The sequence below is a fragment of the Moorena sp. genome, from assembly GCF_982860115.1.
Genome location: NZ_CEYLVT010000152.1, coordinates 1 through 17,948 on the forward strand (window position 1 = coordinate 1; position 17,948 = coordinate 17,948).

General features: G+C 44.4%; 9 protein-coding genes. 6 read left to right on the top strand and 3 right to left on the bottom strand.

Annotated features, from left to right (window positions below; translation table 11 throughout):
- Nucleotides 1–708, top strand: a 708-nt coding sequence (locus AC4II3_RS22300) for a thiamine pyrophosphate-dependent enzyme (protein WP_490722887.1), incomplete at its 5' end; no start/stop codon positions are given.
- 14 nt (nucleotides 709–722) lie between these two features.
- Here the strand turns inward: AC4II3_RS22300 and AC4II3_RS22305 are convergent.
- A complete protein-coding gene (locus AC4II3_RS22305; RefSeq protein ID WP_488015898.1) occupies nucleotides 723–1,679 on the bottom strand; it encodes a diguanylate cyclase in 957 nt (318 codons plus the stop codon).
- A gap of 381 nt (nucleotides 1,680–2,060) precedes the next feature.
- Here AC4II3_RS22305 and mfd point away from each other — a divergent pair, with 381 nt between their 5' ends.
- From mfd to AC4II3_RS22330, 5 genes are all read left to right on the top strand, one after another.
- Nucleotides 2,061–5,615, top strand: a complete 3,555-nt coding sequence (mfd, locus tag AC4II3_RS22310; RefSeq protein ID WP_488029280.1) for a transcription-repair coupling factor — start codon at nucleotides 2,061–2,063, stop codon at nucleotides 5,613–5,615.
- Between the two features lie 565 nt (nucleotides 5,616–6,180).
- Entirely contained in the window at nucleotides 6,181–6,819 is a 639-nt protein-coding gene (locus AC4II3_RS22315; RefSeq protein ID WP_488012393.1) for a sigma-70 family RNA polymerase sigma factor, read from the top strand.
- Nucleotides 6,820–6,901: 82 nt separating this feature from the next.
- A complete protein-coding gene (locus AC4II3_RS22320) occupies nucleotides 6,902–7,897 on the top strand; it encodes a DUF1822 family protein (protein ID WP_488012395.1) in 996 nt (331 codons plus the stop codon).
- 330 nt (nucleotides 7,898–8,227) lie between these two features.
- On the top strand, nucleotides 8,228–10,612 hold the full coding sequence (locus AC4II3_RS22325) for a CHASE2 domain-containing protein (RefSeq protein WP_488012397.1): 2,385 nt from the start codon (nucleotides 8,228–8,230) through the stop codon (nucleotides 10,610–10,612).
- Nucleotides 10,613–10,898: 286 nt separating this feature from the next.
- A complete protein-coding gene (locus AC4II3_RS22330; RefSeq protein WP_488012399.1) occupies nucleotides 10,899–11,864 on the top strand; it encodes a threo-3-hydroxy-L-aspartate ammonia-lyase in 966 nt (321 codons plus the stop codon).
- A 173-nt stretch (nucleotides 11,865–12,037) separates the two neighbouring features.
- Here AC4II3_RS22330 and AC4II3_RS22335 read toward each other — a convergent pair whose 3' ends face one another.
- Nucleotides 12,038–13,189 (bottom strand): hypothetical protein, encoded by a 1,152-nt coding sequence (locus tag AC4II3_RS22335; protein ID WP_488012401.1) that lies wholly within the window; start codon nucleotides 13,187–13,189, stop codon nucleotides 12,038–12,040.
- A gap of 293 nt (nucleotides 13,190–13,482) precedes the next feature.
- Nucleotides 13,483–17,172: an Ig-like domain-containing protein gene (locus tag AC4II3_RS22340; RefSeq protein ID WP_488012403.1), complete on the bottom strand. Its 3,690-nt coding sequence runs from the start codon at nucleotides 17,170–17,172 to the stop codon at nucleotides 13,483–13,485.
- Nucleotides 17,173–17,948: the final 776 nt, after the last annotated feature.

The following is a 17,948-nucleotide window of genomic DNA, read 5'->3' on the forward strand; positions in this document are numbered from 1 at the left end:
CTGCAACCTGATAACCTGCAACCAGATAACCTGCAACCTGATAACCTGCAACCTGCAACCCAACCTTACCTGCAAAAGTGGTGTGAGGCTGAAGCGAAGGTCAGGGCAAAGGTTGACAACACAATGACTACCATGAGTCAGTTGTTTGAAGGCAAAGCGGCTTGGTTACTGTCCCAATGCCTACCATCGGAAACACCTCTATTTATTGCTAACAGCATGCCAGTCAGAGATGTGGAGTTCTTTTGGAAACCTGGTAACACCAGGATTCAACCTTGGTTTAATCGGGGCGCTAACGGGATTGATGGTACCTTATCAACAGCTTTAGGTATTGCTCATCGTAATCAAAGCAGTGTGATGCTAACGGGTGACTTAGCATTTTTGCATGACACTAATGGTTTCCTGATTAAAAATAAGTTTGTTGGTCATTTAACCATTATCTTAATTAATAACAATGGTGGTGGCATTTTCGAGATGTTGCCCATTGCCAAATTTGACCCACCCTTTGAAGAATTCTTTGCTACACCCCAAGATGTCGATTTTTCACACTTGTGTCTGAGTTATGGAGTAGAGCACCAGCTGATTCAGTCATGGCAGGAGTTTAAGCAACGTTTAAACCCACTTCCTACCCAAGGCATTAGAGTTTTAGAATTGCCTACTGACCGTAGAAAAGATGCTAGTTGGCGTCAAGACTATTTTAAGTCTAATTAATACTGACGTTTTAATTAGTAACTAACATGAACTAGGCGATTTCTTCCAGCAAGTTTTGCCTGATAAAGCGCTTTATCAGCCTCAGAAAATAAATTATCTGGAGATGATTTTCCTGAGGGAATCGTACTGGCACTCCCCAGGCTGACGGTAACAATGTCACTCACCAGAGAACCAGAATGAGGGATCGCCTGTTTATAGAGTTTAGTCTCAATTGTCTCTGCTACCTGAATAGCGCCTTGTATATCAGTACTCGGCAACATTACCACAAATTCCTCACCCCCATAGCGAGCCACCAGATCCGCTGGACGCTGTGCTGCTTGACCAAGGATTTGAGCAACTTGTTTAAGACACTCATCTCCTGATTGGTGTCCATAAGTGTCATTGTAAAGCTTAAAAAAATCAATGTCACACAAAACTAAAGATAATGGTTTTTCTTCCCGTGCCAGTCGAGACCATTCGTGGTTAAAATATTCGTCGAAGGCTCGCCGGTTGGCAACTTGGGTTAAGCCATCGATAGTAGCCAGGCGTGCCAACTCTTTATTGGCGATTTTTAACTGTTCCATTGTCCAACTTGATTCAATTAAACGACGTACTCTTCGTCGCAAAACTGCCCAGTTAATTGGCTTAGTTATATAATCTGTGGCACCGGCTTCAAACGCTCGTTCTACAGATTCCTCATCATGGAGCCCTGTAATCATTAGTATAGGAGGACATTGGGAAGCAAAGTTATCCTTCAATTGAGCACAGCAGGTAAAGCCATCAATTATGGGCATTCTGGCATCTAAAAGCACAATGTCTGGCAATTTCTGGTCACAGATATTCAAACATTGCTCACCGTTGCTAGCTTCAATGACTTTATATCCTTCCTTTGTCAAGCTACGACGTAGCACCAAGCGTAGGATCTTCTCATCATCAACCACGAGAACCTGAGGAGTTTTATTATTAAAGTTATTCAAGTCAGTATTATCCATTATTGCTGCTTGAGTCAGTAATGTATTTCTTATCGATAGTTCTTTGTTATCTTGGCTAGAAATTAATTGAAATTTTGATCGGTAATATCTGTTCAATCTAACCTAGGAAGATTAAATCTTCTAAAGATTAGTCAACAATCAAGTCGTCACCCCTGAAACTGTTATAGCCGAATCCTTTACCTAAAAAGGATTTTGGCTTATTCAAGATCAATTAATGTAGACCGACAAACTTAGAAAGACTCCTGTATCTACTGGTAAGGCCAGTGGTGATATAAGTTAACTTATTCAACAACAGTCAATTTTCCCCAGACAGTGCTATTCCTAGTAAAATGAGAGAAACAGCTATCCTGGAAGCCCGATTGTCAAGTACCCACTGAACTAATGGCACTTTCCTCGATCATTCGGACACTAGAGCACTCCCCTCTCACTAGTGAACTACTCACGAAACTAAATCGCCAACAGTCTCTATCTCTGAATGGTATTCCCCGTTTGCCAAAGGGATTAGTAGCATCAGCCCTGGCCAAGGCAGACCAACGCCTCCTATTCGTAGTCTGTAGCACCCTAGAAGAAGCAAGTCGCTGGGCAACCCAACTGGAAGCCATGGGTTGGAATACAGTCCACTTATACCCCACCTCAGAAGCATCCCCCTATGAACCCTTTGACCCAGAGTCGGAAATGACCTGGGGACAAATGCAAGTATTGGCAGATTTGGTCGAAAGGTTGAAGGTTGAACCTTCAAGTAATGGGATGGCTATTGTTGCCACTCAAGCAGCACTCCAACCTCACTTGCCCCCTGTCGATGCCTTTAAGCCCTACTGCCTTACCCTTAACCAGGGCATGACTTGGGATGGGAAGAACCTTGATGAAAAGTTGGCACAGCTGGGTTATGAACGGGTTTCCCTAGTGGAAACAGAAGGTCAGTGGAGTCGGCGCGGTGATATTGTAGATGTTTTCCCGGTAGCCTTAGAATTGCCAGTGCGCCTGGAATGGTTCGGGGATGAGTTAGAGCAGTTGCGGGAGTTTGACCCGGCAACCCAGCGTTCCCTGGATAAAATTGACGGCATCGTGCTGACCCCCACGGATTTTGGTCACATTATTAGCCAAGTTCTGAGAAACTCAAAGGCAGAACTAATCCAATCTTATCTCTCACCTCAGGAGCAAGAATCTTTCGAGGAAGGTCAGTCTTTAGAGGGTAGCCGCCGTTTCTTGGGTATTGCCTTTGACCAGCCAGCCTCTCTACTGGATTACCTGCCAGAAAATACTTTAATTGTCATTGATGAACCAGAACAGTGTGCTGCCCATTGCGATCGCTGGGTGGAACATGCTGAAGAACAATTAGAGGAACTCAATCATTCCCTGCCCTGTCTCCATCGTTATTTTGATCATGCTCTAGAGTTGAAGGTTAACCAGTACGAGGTTGTTCCCGAACAACCTTCAACTCCTACTACGACTCCAATCCTGTATTTATCAGAATTGGTGGAAGAAACTAGCCAAAATGCTGTTAATCTGGCTAGCCGCTCTGTACCAGTAACACCCCACCAGTTTGCCAAACTAGCGGAAGTACTGCGAGAGCAAAGCGATCGCCGTTTCTCTATTTGGCTGGTTTCTGCCCAACCTAGTCGTTCTGTTGCCCTGCTCCAAGAACATGATTGTCCTGCCCAGTTTGTCCCCAACCCTCGGGATTACCCAGCTATTGAAAAATTAAATATCCAGAGGACAGCGGTAGCGGTCAAGTATTCGGGCTTAGCAGAACTAGAGGGATTTATCCTCCCTACTTACCGCATCGTGGTTGTGACTGACCGGGAGTTCTTTGGGCAGCATACCTTGGCAACTCCGAGTTATATCCGTAAGCGCCGCCGTGCTGCCTCCCAACAGGTTGACCCCAATAAGCTACGTCCAGGGGATTATGTGGTTCACAAGAATCATGGGATCGGTCAGTTCCTCAAGCTGGAAAAATTAAGCTTAAATAATGAAACTCGCGAGTATTTGGTGATCAAGTACGCTGATGGTTTGCTGCGGGTGGCAGCGGATCAGTTGGGGGTACTATCTCGGTTTCGACATACAGGTACGGGTTTGCCTCAACTCCACAAGATGTCCGGTAAAACCTGGGAGAAAACCAAAAATCGTGTCCGTAAAAGTATTAAGAAAGTAGCGGTGGATTTGCTGAAGCTCTATGCCCAGCGAGCACAGCAGTCTGGTTATTGCTTTCCACCGGATTCCCCTTGGCAGCAGGAATTAGAAGATTCTTTCCCCTACCAACCTACTCCTGACCAACTCAAGGCGATACAGGATGTGAAACGGGATTTAGAGAGCGATCGCCCTATGGATCGCTTAGTTTGTGGGGATGTGGGGTTTGGTAAAACAGAAGTGGCAATTCGGGCTATTTTTAAAGCTGTCACTTCTAACAAGCAAGTAGCTTTCCTTGCCCCAACCACTATCCTGACTCAGCAGCATTATCATACCATCAAAGAACGGTTTTCTCCCTACCCGATCAATGTCGGTCTACTCAACCGCTTTCGTACCCCCCAGGAAAAGCGTGATATTCTCCAACGCCTTAAAACTGGGGAGTTAGATGTGGTGGTAGGCACTCATCAGTTGCTGGGCAAGAGTGTAACGTTTCGAGAGTTAGGGCTGCTGGTGATAGATGAAGAACAGCGGTTTGGTGTCAACCAGAAGGAAAAAATTAAATCTTTCAAAACTCAGGTAGATGTATTGACCCTCAGCGCTACTCCCATTCCCCGTACCCTCTATATGTCCTTATCGGGGGTACGAGAAATGAGTTTAATTACTACACCACCCCCCTTACGGCGTCCCATTAAAACCCACTTATCTCCCTATAAACCAGAAGCTGTCCGCACCGCCATTCGTATGGAACTTGACCGAGGTGGTCAGGTATTCTATGTCGTACCTCGGGTTGAAGGGATTGAAGAAGTTGCTGGGGAACTCAGGGAAATGATCCTTGAGGCCAGAATCGCCATTGCTCACGGTCAGCTCGACCCAGCGGAATTAGAGTCAATTATGCTCACCTTTAGCAACGGTGAAGCAGATATCCTAGTGTGTACTACGATTATTGAATCTGGGCTAGATATTCCTAGAGTCAACACCATTGTGATCGAAGATGCTCACAAATTTGGTCTTGCCCAACTCTACCAATTGCGAGGACGAGTAGGTCGGGCGGGGATTCAAGCCCACGCTTGGTTACTTTATCCCAACCAGAAGGTACTCTCAGAAGCAGCCAAAAAACGCTTACGAGCAATTCAGGAGTTCACTCAACTCGGGTCAGGGTATCTGTTAGCCACCAGGGATATGGAAATTCGAGGGGTGGGGAATCTCCTAGGTGTAGAACAATCCGGTCAGATGGAAGCCATTGGCTTTGACCTCTACATGGAAATGCTGCAAGAAGCGATTAGGGAAATTCAAGGGCAAGAAATTCCCCAAGTAGATGATACCCAGATTGACCTTCAGATCACAGCCTTTATTCCCGCTGACTATATTCCAGATTTAGACCAAAAAATTAGTGCTTATCGAGCAGTAGCTGCAGCAGGGTCCCAGAAAGAGTTAGCACAGATCGCAGCAGCTTGGAGCGATCGCTATGGTCCAATTCCCTCAGTGGCAGAGCAATTACTGCGGGTGATGGAACTAAAACAGTTAGGAAAGTCTTTGGGATTTGCCCGAATTCGACCAGAGGGTAAACAACACATTGTTCTAGAAACCCCCATGGAGGAACCAGCCTGGAAGTTACTCCAAGAGAACCTCCCCCAACATTTGCGTCCGCGTTTTGTCTATTCTCCTGGTAAAGTTACGGTTCGTGGTTTAGGTCTGGTCAAGACCAACAAACAGCTAGAGAGCCTGATTGATTGGTTAGGCAAGATGCAAGGCGCACTGCCAGAACCTACTGTGGTTGGGTTACCCCAATCCCCAATCCCCAATCCCTAATTCCCATTACCCATTACCCTCCAAAAAAAAAGCGGCTGCAACAATTGCCACAACCGCCACTGTACATCAACTGGGAGGAAATCCTAGAGGCATATGTCAAAAACTGTCCAAGATGTTTGACAAGCTCTAGTAAAGCTACGTTACTTACTTACTACAAGGTGTCTTCCAGAGATTCCCGAAAATTTGATCAGAAATTTTTGGGAATTGGGAAACATCACTACCTCCCTTAGGTGTTAGGTATTAGGTGTTAGGTGTTGAAATTTAATTTTAATTGTAGTGTTTCTTTAGTTAATAACTGCTAGATTTTGGTTATTAAACAATAAGTTGTAAATCTTAGATGTTAGATGTTAGATAGTTAAGCCTAGTTTCTAGTCCCTGGTTTTTTAACACATCATACCTAAACTGTCAATAGCTCAATCCTGGCTTAGTCTTAACCAAAACTCCGAGTATCCTGGAGTAGTTCACATTACAGACCTGAGGCTGACCCGACCTAAGATATACATACTTATGTGAACATAATATTTTCGGGAAAAGACAATATCAGCAAAGGCGGAGCGATCGCATTATGACTCAACTCTATGAGCAGCTCAACCAGCTAGTGACCGCAGCATGTAGTCATCCACCTGGAAGCGCTCACCGTCAAAGAAACTTAACAAAAATTATTCGTTTAGTCAATAAGAAACTTTGGCAAGAACATAGTCCCTACTATCAAGACGCACTCCAACAAACCTGGATTTACTTTTGCCAGAATATTTGCGAAGGTAAAACCGGTAATCCTTACGACTCTAGCCGTGGCAGTGTGATCACTTGGCTCAATTTCTACTTGAAGAAACGACTCCAAGACTTTCGTATAAAGAACCTAGACCGAGAAACTAACAGAGTATCTCCTAGCAAGGGTAAAAATGGTGAAAACCTTGACCCGATCAATAGTGTGGCAGCTCCACCCGACGTGCCTACGTTACTCGAAGATATAAGGGAATGGGTGGAAACGGCGGCTGTTGATAGTGATTTACGCACTACCCATATTAAAGGTCATCCAGAGCTCACCTGCCAAGTCTTAATTTTGCGACGCTTGCCTCCAGAAACTAGCTGGAAAACCCTATCAGAAGAGTTTAATGTATCAATTTCTACATTAAGTAGCTTTTATCAGCGACAATGTTTGCCCCGTTTGCGTAAATTTGGAGAATCGGAGGGATATCTATAATAGGAGGTTCCTTAAAAAGACTTACCTTAACCTTAACCTAGTTCAGTCAAGGTGTTCACCTGAGTACAAAAACACAATTGCTATGACCTACAACACCCATAACCTAGAAGAATTTGCCCTTCCTCTGCCCATTACTCACAATGCACGCAGGAGTGCTGAGCAATTTGCTAAGCAGCAGCCTACCCCTCAAAAAGCTGAGCAAGTTCGACTCAACACCTTGGCTGTGTTGGTTGTCAATGATTACATGCAAATGATGGGGATGCCTACAGATTTAAAAGCCTCAGACAGCTGGAACCCTATCATACGCCTGTTAGCTAATGTGGCAGACTTGGAAATATCCGGTATCGGTCGTATCGAATGCCGAGCAATCAAATCCCAAGATTCCGTCTGCCATATTCCCCCGGAAGTTTGGTCTGATCGAATTGGGTATGTAGTTGTTCAGATTGATGAACAATCCTTGGAGGGAACAGTGTTGGGATTTACTCCAACTGCTGATACCGAAGAGTTACCTATTAGTCAACTACGACCTGTTGACGATTTAATCGATCACTTCCCTCAACCCATACCACAACCCATGTCACAGGTAGTCCAGAGAACAAGGGTAAACTTGAGTCAATGGTTAGACAATGTGGTTGAAACTGGTTGGCAAACTCTCGAAAGCTTGGAAAACTTGTTAAACCCACCCGAACCAATTTTCGCTTTCCGCTCTGCTGGTCTAGACTCCACTGAGGCGTTATCCCTAGAGGAAAATCTTGATGTGGGCATTAGGCGAGCTAAGTTAATCGACTTAGGGCTATTGCTGGCTGGTTCCCCGGTCGCTTTGGTGGTGGAACTTGTGCCAGAATCTGAACTTAAGCAAAATATTTGCCTTAAGGTATATCCCACCGGCCATAAAACCTATTTGCCTCCCAACCTCACCCTCACTGTGCTGGATGCATCCGGAACAGTGTTTCTCGAAGCCCAAGCCAGACAAATCGATAATTACATTCAATTGCAGTTCAGTGGTGTACCAGGAGAGCACTTTAGTGTCGAAGTTGCCCTTGGCCATGCCAGGATTATTGAGGATTTTGCCATCTGATCCCATAGCATGGCCTACAGCTAATCTAAGAATTACCGAATTTAGCCATCGATACAGCACTGAAAGCGTTATAACTCAGAATCCTTTGGGAATAGATCGGTTATCTGGTGTCTTGTTTGATATCAAAACTGATATCAGTTAGTCCTCAATGCTAAGGCACCGATACACCCTCTATAAACCTCTATAAACCTCTATAAACCTCTATAAACCTCTATAAACCTTTATAAACCTTTATAAACCTCTATAAACCTCTATAAACCTCTATAAACCTCTATCAATAGGTAAAATTAGGGGACAAATCACATCTATAAAACAAGTGCTCCATGACCAATGACCAATAACACGCGCAGCATTGGTAAATTAGTTGTCTTAAAGATAGGAGATGGTTGTTTTGACCAAGGGTTTCCAGTCACTTTACAGATTTGGGAAGAGGGCAAAAGCCCCTTGTTGGAAATAACTGGCAGGCTACCTCCTGCTCCTGAAATTCTCCAATCGTGCCAAAGTTGGACAACGAGTTATCACAGTTTGGGGTTACGTTCCCGTCTAGAAGCATCAGTGGTACAAGTGACCAATGTATCTAAACTGGAACGGTGCTACAATGCCGCCCAACTCTTAGGCGATCGCTTAAATGCTTGGCTATCCTCAGAGCCATTTCGACCGATTAAGGAGAAATTACTCGAACAACTATTACCCTCCGATGAAATCCGTCTAATTATTCAAACTGAGAACAGTTGTTTACGGCGACTGCCCTGGCATCTGTGGGATTTTTGGGAACGCTATTCCAAGGCTGAAATTGCTTTAAGTGCCTTAAAGTTTGAACCAGTCCCCCCCAATCCCAAGCCCCACCAGAAGGTGAAAATTTTAGCAATTATTGGCAATAGTATTGGTATTGATACCGAAGCGGATCAGAAGTTGCTAGAGAAATTACCTGATGCTGAGCTCACGTTTCTCATAGAACCCAAGCGCCAGCAAGTCCATGAAGCCCTTTGGGAGCAATCGTGGGATATCCTCTTTTTTGCTGGTCATAGTTCTAGTAAAAACGATGGGGAAACGGGTCACATTTATATTAATAAAACTGATAGTTTAACCATTAATCAGTTAAAGTTTGGCTTAAACAGAGCAATTGTAAAAGGCTTAAAAATAGCGATTTTTAATTCTTGTGATGGCTTGGGTTTAGCCTCGAATCTGGCTAATTTACGGATTCCCCAAATTATTGTGATGCGAGAACCGGTACCCGACCGGGTTTCACAGGAATTTTTGAAATATTTTTTAACCGCTTTTGCTGGGGGGCAGTCCTTCTATTTAGCAGTGCGGGAAGCTAGGGAACGATTACAAGGGATAGAAGATGAGTTTCCTTGTGCAACTTGGTTACCGATAATTTGTCAGAATCCTGCCGCCAAGCCACCGACTTGGAAAGAGTTGAGGGAAAGTGTTCCTTTACCAATTTTACCTCCACCTCCAAAACCTCCACCTCAACCCTTAACGGATAAGTGGAAGCTGACCTTCGTCAAGGTATTAGTGAGCAGTTTGGTAATTACATGCTTTTTGGTAGTTATACAGCAGCTCAGTTTACTGCAAGGTTTGGAGTTAAAAGCCTTCGACCATCTGATCAATAGAAGACCAGCGGAGTTTCCCGATTCCCGTCTGATAGTGGTAGAGGTTACTGAAAAAGATATTGAAGCTCAGCAGTCGGATTTAAGACCAGGTACCTCCTTATCAGACCGATCACTCAAACAACTGTTAGAAATACTTAATTCTTCTCAAGCCAAAGTCATTGGCCTAGATGTTCATCGGGATTTTTCTGTAGCACCAGACTATCAGGAGTTGGGAACGCTCCTAGAGCAAAGCGATAACTTGGTTGCGGTGTGCAAAGCCAGTAATAAAGACGATCCAGGAGTTTCACCGCCCCCAGAAGTTCCGAAACAAAACTTGGGATTTAGTGATGTTGTAGTTGACCCAGACGGTGTTATTCGTCGCCATCTGTTGGCCTTTAACCCTGATCCAACATCAGATTGTAGTGCTTCTTATGCTCTGAGTACCCAGTTGGCAATGCGGTATCTCGTGGCACAGCAAATCTCTCCCACCTACACCGATCAAGAATACTTACAGCTAGGTGATGTAGTCTTTACACCCTTAACCAAGCATACTGGCAGTTATCATAACCTGGATGATTGGGGGCACCAAATCATGCTGAATTACCGTTTTCACAAATCTCCAGAGGATTTTGTTCACCAAGTCAATCTCTCTGAAGTTCTAAACGGTAAGATCAATCGTGATGCCTTCAAGGGAAGAATTGTTCTGATCGGCGTTACTGCTCCCAGCCGTGAGGATTATTTTTTTACACCCTATAGTAAAGGTAATACAATAGAGAATCAAACACCAGGGGTAATTATCCATGCTCACATGGTAAGTCAGATTCTCAGTGCTGTTTTAGATCAGCGACCCCTGATACAAGATTGGCCCGCATGGGCTGAAGTAGTGTGGATTTGGGGTTGGTGCCTAACGGTTGGTCTGGTGTGTTGGCACTGTAAATCCTCCCTACGTTTGGGTGTGTTGGTGTTGGCTCTATCGATTCTCTACGGGTCGTGTTTAGGTCTTTTGAAACAAGGGTATTGGGTACCATTAGTCCCCTCAGCATTGGCTGTGGTGGTTATTGGTGGTTTTATTGTTCTGTATGATCAACCCTCACCACATCGTCTAAAATTGGTCAATTAATCTCAGAATTAAAAATTAAAAATTAAAAATTAAGAATTAAGAATTAAGAATTAAGAATTAAAAATTTAGTGGGTAGGGTGCGTTAGGGGCGGGGGAGCCCTAATTTTAAATACCGAGCGCCAATGTTGGGATAGCCCGCGCCGTAACGCACCACCAAGTAGAATTAAGAATTTAGAATGAAAAATTAAGAATTAAGTAAGCGCGTTTCTGATACTGATCAGGTACATTCAAGTTTCTTACCCCGACTCCCGACTCCCGACTCCCGGACTCCCGACTCCCTACTGCTATGGAACTGCAAGCATTACCCGTAACCTACACTGACATAGAAGCTGCTGCCAAACGCCTATCGGGCAATGCCCATCAAACCCCAGTCCATACCTCCAGGACTGTCAACCAGCTCACCAACGCTCAAGTGTTCTTTAAATGCGAAAACTTCCAACGTATTGGTGCCTTTAAGTTTCGAGGGGCTTATAACGCTCTGTCACAACTATCTGAAGCACAAAAACAGCGAGGGGTTCTCACTTTTTCTTCTGGTAATCATGGCCAAGCGATCGCATTATCTGGCACCCTCCTCGATATCCCCACCACTGTAGTGATGCCCAAAGATGCCCCAGGGGTCAAGCAAGCCGCTACCCGTGGCTATGGTGCTGAAGTAATTTTATATGATCGGGCTGAATTGAGACGAGAAACATTAGCCGAAGAGTTATCACGCGATCGCAAACTCACCATCATTCCTCCCTACGATCACCCCCATATCATTGCTGGACAAGGTACTACTGCCAAAGAACTCCTAGAACAAGTTGGTTCACTGGATCTGTTACTGGTGTGTTGTGGTGGTGGTGGCTTACTCTCAGGATGTGCGATCGCAATCAAAACCCTATGTCCTAATTGCCGTGTGATTGGTGTAGAACCAGCACAAGCCGATGATGCCACCCGTTCCTTCCATAGCAAAATCCTCCAAACTGTTGACAATCCCAACACCATTGCTGACGGAGCCAGAACTCCCAGCCTCGGCAAACTTACCTTTCCCCTAGTCCTTCATTACGTTGATGACATGGTAACTGTATCGGAAGCTGCGATTATCCGTACCATGTTTTTCCTCTGGGAACGGCTGAAAATTGTAGTTGAACCCACTGGTGCCTTAGCCGCTGCTGCCCTACTTGAAGGGATTATTAAAATGCCCAATGCTCGGATTGGTGTGATTATTAGCGGTGGCAATGTGGATTTGAAACAAATTGGTCAATTGACGTAAGCAGTCAGCAGTCAGTGGTCAGCGGTCAGTCTTTGGATGAAAGCTGATCACTGATAGCTGATAGCTGATATCTGATAGCTGTTCGCGTAGCGTGCGCGTAGCGCTTAAGCTGATAGCTGATATCTGAATACTGATAGCAGAATGCTTACCAAACCACACTAAGTGTAGGAAACTTACTTACTTGCTATCTCAGATTTTGGGTTCAAATCTTCCACTAACTGTACTAGATCAGGATTAGTCTTTGCCCATGACTCCCGCTCATTCCTAATTTTACCGAGGTGGGATTCAACATTTTCTCGTGTAATTAGAACACCAAAATCCTCTGGAACAGTCTGAGATTGATAACTGAATAGGCGATTTAGGATTAAATCACCGACTTCCTCGCGATAATGAGAGCTATCCCAATAGTTTTTCATCCCTTCTCCAATCGCTTCTGTGGTAATGCTGTTATAGCCAGAAAAATCCCACACTGGTGTAATCTCCACTAACCGGTGTTTCCATTTTTCAAACACTGGCCACAGTCCACTAACCCTAAGACTTTCCCATTGAGTAGCATGGGATGGTGAGATAAATACTTTTAGCTCTATCCCTTGTTCCTTACAGGTCTCAACAATGTCTTGAAAATCCTCCAAAAAACTATCAGAAAGTCGATACTCTTTATAATAGCCCTCACTTGCCATTAACCCCTTTAGCATGTCCTGAAAACCGACTGGTAAAGGTTTCTTGGGCTTATTGTTATAAATAAAACGCATACCATTGGCATCATAGAGAAAGTAAGCCTTTGACTTGATACTAGAACTTAGGGTTGATTTGCTAGCATTCAGCGCGTTTAGGGATAGGGTCGAATTAATTACTTCTTGCAGGGGAATAGTTTCTTGATTAAGAAGACTTTCTTTAAAATCTGGAGCATTAGTTTTCAAGTCATTGAACATGAAAAAGTCAAGACCAATCACAACGGTTTTTAAATCCGGTTGATTAGTTAGAGCATGGTCAAAATAACGTTTAACTTCATACATATTTGGACCCACTAGTGCCAAATTGTATCTGGAGTTTCCTGGTTTAAGCCCTGGGTGCTTTGGGTTAAGTCCCAGGTCAGTTCGTGATGACCCTAACAAAACGATTTTGGGTTCATTACGAATAACATCTATAGCCTTGAATAGTCTGACATGGTTAAATTGTTCAGGCTTCAACTGATTTACACCGGGTAACTCTGGGCTATTTATGACTCCGTAAGGGTCAACAGCAGCGTTCAATAAGCCAAAACCGAATAAACTGGGCAAGGTAACTGCTGCCAAGGTTAGGTTAAATCGACGATAGGAGTTCATATAGATACGATGGCATTTCTATAGTACTATTCCCTTTTTAATGTTACCAGTGGAAATATTGGATGAAACAAAAAAAACCTCAGTTGATACTGAGGCTTGTAGGATATATTTGCTTGAGGTCAGCATATGCGCTACGCCCACGCTACGCGAACAGCGGTCAGCGGTCAGCCGTCAGCGGTGAGCAGACTTAACTCAGATTAAACCAATGCTTACCTTTTTTATTCAAAAGCACCTCAAGCAGCGTGCGCGTAGCGCATATGCTGATAGCTGACGGCTGAACACTTAGGCAACACTTAGGCAACAGTTAAGTTAACCTGAGCAACCACATCGTTGAAGTCTTCGTCACCACCACCGAACAGATCCTCGAAACCAAAGGTGTTATCTCCTAGCAGGCGAATGTGGTCAACTTGATCTGGGTTAGCCCCCACGTAAGCAAAGTAGGCATTCAGGCCAGAATCGGCATCATCTGGAGCTGCATTAGAAGGATTATTAGCTAGAAACTCCGCTACTGTGCCATCGGAAATCAGGAATGGAGCCAGTATTACCCCACCGGATACTCCAACACTTAAGTTTACCTGATTTGAGAGTGCAGCTTCTGCATAACCAGCATCGCCAGGATTTAAACCGTTAACTGTGCCACTGAAATTATCAACCACATACCAGCCAACGGTATTATTGAATTCAGCTTCACTGTTGACCACAAGACTACCAGTTACTGTACCAGTCACGTCGGTCAAATCGATCAGTTCCAGAATCCCTTGAATGTCGTTAGGGCCTCCTCCCAGTGGCGCAGTGGAACCTGTACCGTCTGAGACAACCACAGTGGCATCATTGAAGTCGAAATCATTGCCATCTTCAAAGCGCACGGTTAACTGACCATTGCCATTGTCAGTAACCTGTAGATGGTTCTGACCATCGCTATTAAATGAAGCACCACCGAAGAATACGTTAGAGGTAGAATCCTGTCCCGCTAGCACCCCATCCACAGAGCCACCTTGGATCACGTAGAATACCAGGTTATCGTTGGGGTTAAAACTGTCGATGATGCGGGTGGGTTGAGCACTACCTAAACTGTCAGGGAGAACAGAGAAAATTGTCTCAGCTCGGAACAGAGCAGCTTCTGCATAACCACTCTGACCAGGGGCAATGCCATCAACTGTACCTAGGGCATCATCAGCAACAAATGCTCCAATTTCACTGACCTCACCAAGTTCGCGACTTGTAAGAGTGAATTGGAGTGGGGCTTCTCCAGCGCTGTTGCCGTTAACCGTGAAGATATTATTGGCATTCACAGTTAGAGGCGTCGTAGGCGTTATAGGCGTAGTCTGTTCAATGGTGATGTTAGCAGTGGCTGTGCTAGTACCGCCATTGCCATCGCTTACCTGGTAAGTCAAGCTATCAGTGCCAGTGAAGTCGGCATTTGGCGTATAGATAATAAAGTCATCTGTCCCATCACCCAGGGTACCATTATCATTGACTACTGCCGTACCGTTATTTGGATTGGTGGCAATGGTAAAGGTTAAGGCATCATTCTCAGGATCAGAGTCATTACCTAGAACATTGATATTAACCGCAGTATTTTGCTCAGTGGTAGCAGTATCGTCTACGGCTACTGGAGCTTGATTAGGAGCAGTGACATCAACGTTAACGGTAGCTGTGACCGCAGGATTAGTGCCATCATCGATCTGATACGTAAAGCGATCAAACCCAATGAAACCATTATTAGGAGTATAGGTAATGGTGCTATCTTCATTAACGGTTACTGTGCCATTAAGTCCTTGCTCGTTAATGGTTACAGCCAGGGCATCACCTTCAAGATCAGAGTCATTAGTTAGGACATTGATATCAACTGCAGTGTTTCCTACAGTAGTAGCAGTGTCGTCTAGCGCTACAGGAGCTTGATTAGGAACAGTAACATCAACGTTAACGATACCTGTGACCGCAGGATTGGTGCCATCATCGATTTGGTAGATGAAGTTATCAGCCCCAGTGAAACCATCAACAGGAGTATAGGTAATGGTGCCATCTTGATTGACTACTGCTGTACCATTACCGCCCTGCCGGTTGATGGCCACATTTAGGGCATCACCCTCAGGATCAGAGTCATTAGCTAGAACATTAATATCAACTGCAGTGTTTCCTACAGTGGTAGCAGTATCGTCTACCGCTATAGGAGATTCATTAGGAGCAGTAACATCAACGTTAACGGTAGCTGTGACCGCAGGATTGGTGCCATCACTAATCTGGTAGGTGAAGGTATCAGCCCCAGTGAAACCATCAACAGGAGTATAGGTAATGGTGCCATCTTGATTGACTACTGCGGTACCATTAGCGCCCTGCTGATCAAGGGTTACAGTCAGGGGATCTCCCTCAGGATCAACGTCATTAGCTAGGACATTGATATCAACTGCAGTGTTTTGCTCAGTGGTAGCAGTATCGTCTGCCGCTACTGGAGATTCATTAACAGTAGTGACATCAACATCAACGGTAGCTGTGACCGGAGGATTAGTGCCATCAGTAATCTGGTAGGTGAAGCTATCAGGTCCAGTGAAGTCCGCATTTGGCGTATAGGTAATGGTGCCATCTTGATTGACTACTGCGGTACCATTAGCCCCCTGCTGGTCAAGGGTTACAGTCAGAGGATCTCCCTCAGGATCAATGTCATTAGCTAGGACATTGATATTAACTGCAGTGTTTGGCGCAGTGGTAGCTGTGTCGTCTGTGGCTATTATACCAGGACCAGGAGCAGTAACATCAACATCAACGGTAGCTGTGACTGCAGGATTGGTGCCATCATCGATCTGATAGGTAAAAGTATCAGTCCCTGTGAAACCATCAACAGGAGTATAGGTAATGGTGCCATCTTGATTGACTACTGCAGTGCCATTAGCGCCTTGCTGGTCAATGGCCACAGTCAGGGCATCACCATCAGGATCAGAGTCATTAGCTAGGACATTGATATCAACTGCAGTGTTTTCTACAGTGGTAGCAGTATCGTCTACCGCTACAGGAGATTCATTAGGAGCAGTAACATCAACGTTAACGGTAGCTGTGACCGGAGCATTGGTGCCATCATCGATCTGATAGGTAAAGGTATCAGTCCCAAGAAAACCATCAACAGGAGTATAGGTAATGGTGCCATCTTGATTGACTTCTGCAGTACCATTAGCGCCCTGCTGGTCAAGGGTTACAGTTAGGGCATCACCTTCAGTATCACTGTCATTAGCTAGGACATCGATATTAACTGCAGTGTTTAACGCAGTGGTAGCTGTGTCATCTACCGCTACAGGAGCTTCATTAGGAACATCAACATTAACCTCAACCGTAGCTGTGACCGGAGGATTGGTGCCATCATCGAGCTGGTAGGTGAAGGTATCAAGCCCAGTGAAACCATCATTAGCAGTATAGGTAATGGTGCCATCTTGATTGACTACTGCTGTGCCATTACCGCCTTGTTGGTCAATGGTTAGAACGGCATCACCCTCAGTATCACTGTCATTAGCTAGGACATCAATGGTAACGTTGGGATTGCCACCAGTACTGACAGTGTCATCTACTGCAACAGGAGATTCATTAATCAGGTTAAAGTCAATATAATCAAGTCGAACAAATTCTTGATTGTCCTTTACCCCATTAATGGTAATTTGAGTCCCTTCAGGAATAAATATGCTCTCAGCAACGGTTATATCCTTGAAACTCTCAGCATTAGGGAAGATATCATTAGCACCAGGATTGGGATTATCGAGAGTGAATGAAAACGTCTGATCACCAATGACAACCTCAACTGTGCTATTCCCGTCTGGCTCATCAGCAGCGTTCAGGACAACCTGGTAAGTACCACTGGGCAAATCAAAGGTTGTAGTAGCACTACCAGTGTCCACACCATCAGGTAAATTGATGACTGTATTATCTGCAAAGATATTATTAACAACTATAAAATCAGTTAGAGTAAAGCGGGGGTCTTCAAATTCAAATCTTGGCATAATATTTCGTCTTTAAAAAAACTCCTCAGTTGCTAAGGCTGTGGGCACTTAACGTTAACAATTATCCTAAGCTATCAGCTAAAGGCCTTGGCCTATGGCCACGCTACGCGAACAGCCCTCAGCTGACCGTTGATAGCTGATAGCTTTTTATATCAAGAGAGTAAGTCCATCGGTTTATTTTTACTTTACGGGTGACCCTGGCCTGACATGCAGGTCATAAAATTGCTCTTGAACTCATCATTAATAGCTGATAGCATAGAGTAGATAGCACGACGCTGAATGCTTATCTAATGATCTACCAATAAATAAATACCTACTAACGTCCAGATATCCGGATTTATTTTCCAGATTCATGGCCAAATGTAAGATGCCATACTATAGATTTAATGATGCTCTTATCTAAATCAAAAATATTTATTGCAAAAATATTTTTGATTATTTATTGGGTTAGTATCGTTTATCTTTTTGAAAGAAAAATATTACTCAAGATGAAGCGATAGCTCGAAACAAAAATCTCACAGAATATCCCCTAGAAAAAGGAAAGAGCCTTGCCATCTATGCTCTTTCCTGGGTCTGGAAAAATACCTTATTTATTGATGCCATGAGTTTTGGTTAATGTCACTAGTATTCGGTTAAGTTTATCAAGTCTTTATAGTAGTAATTTTCTATTTCTGCTAAATAAGGCAATAGGGAGTAGGGAGTAGGGAGTAGGGAGTAGGGAGTAGGGAGTAGGCAATAGGCAATAGGCAATAGGCAATAGGCAATAGGCAATAGGC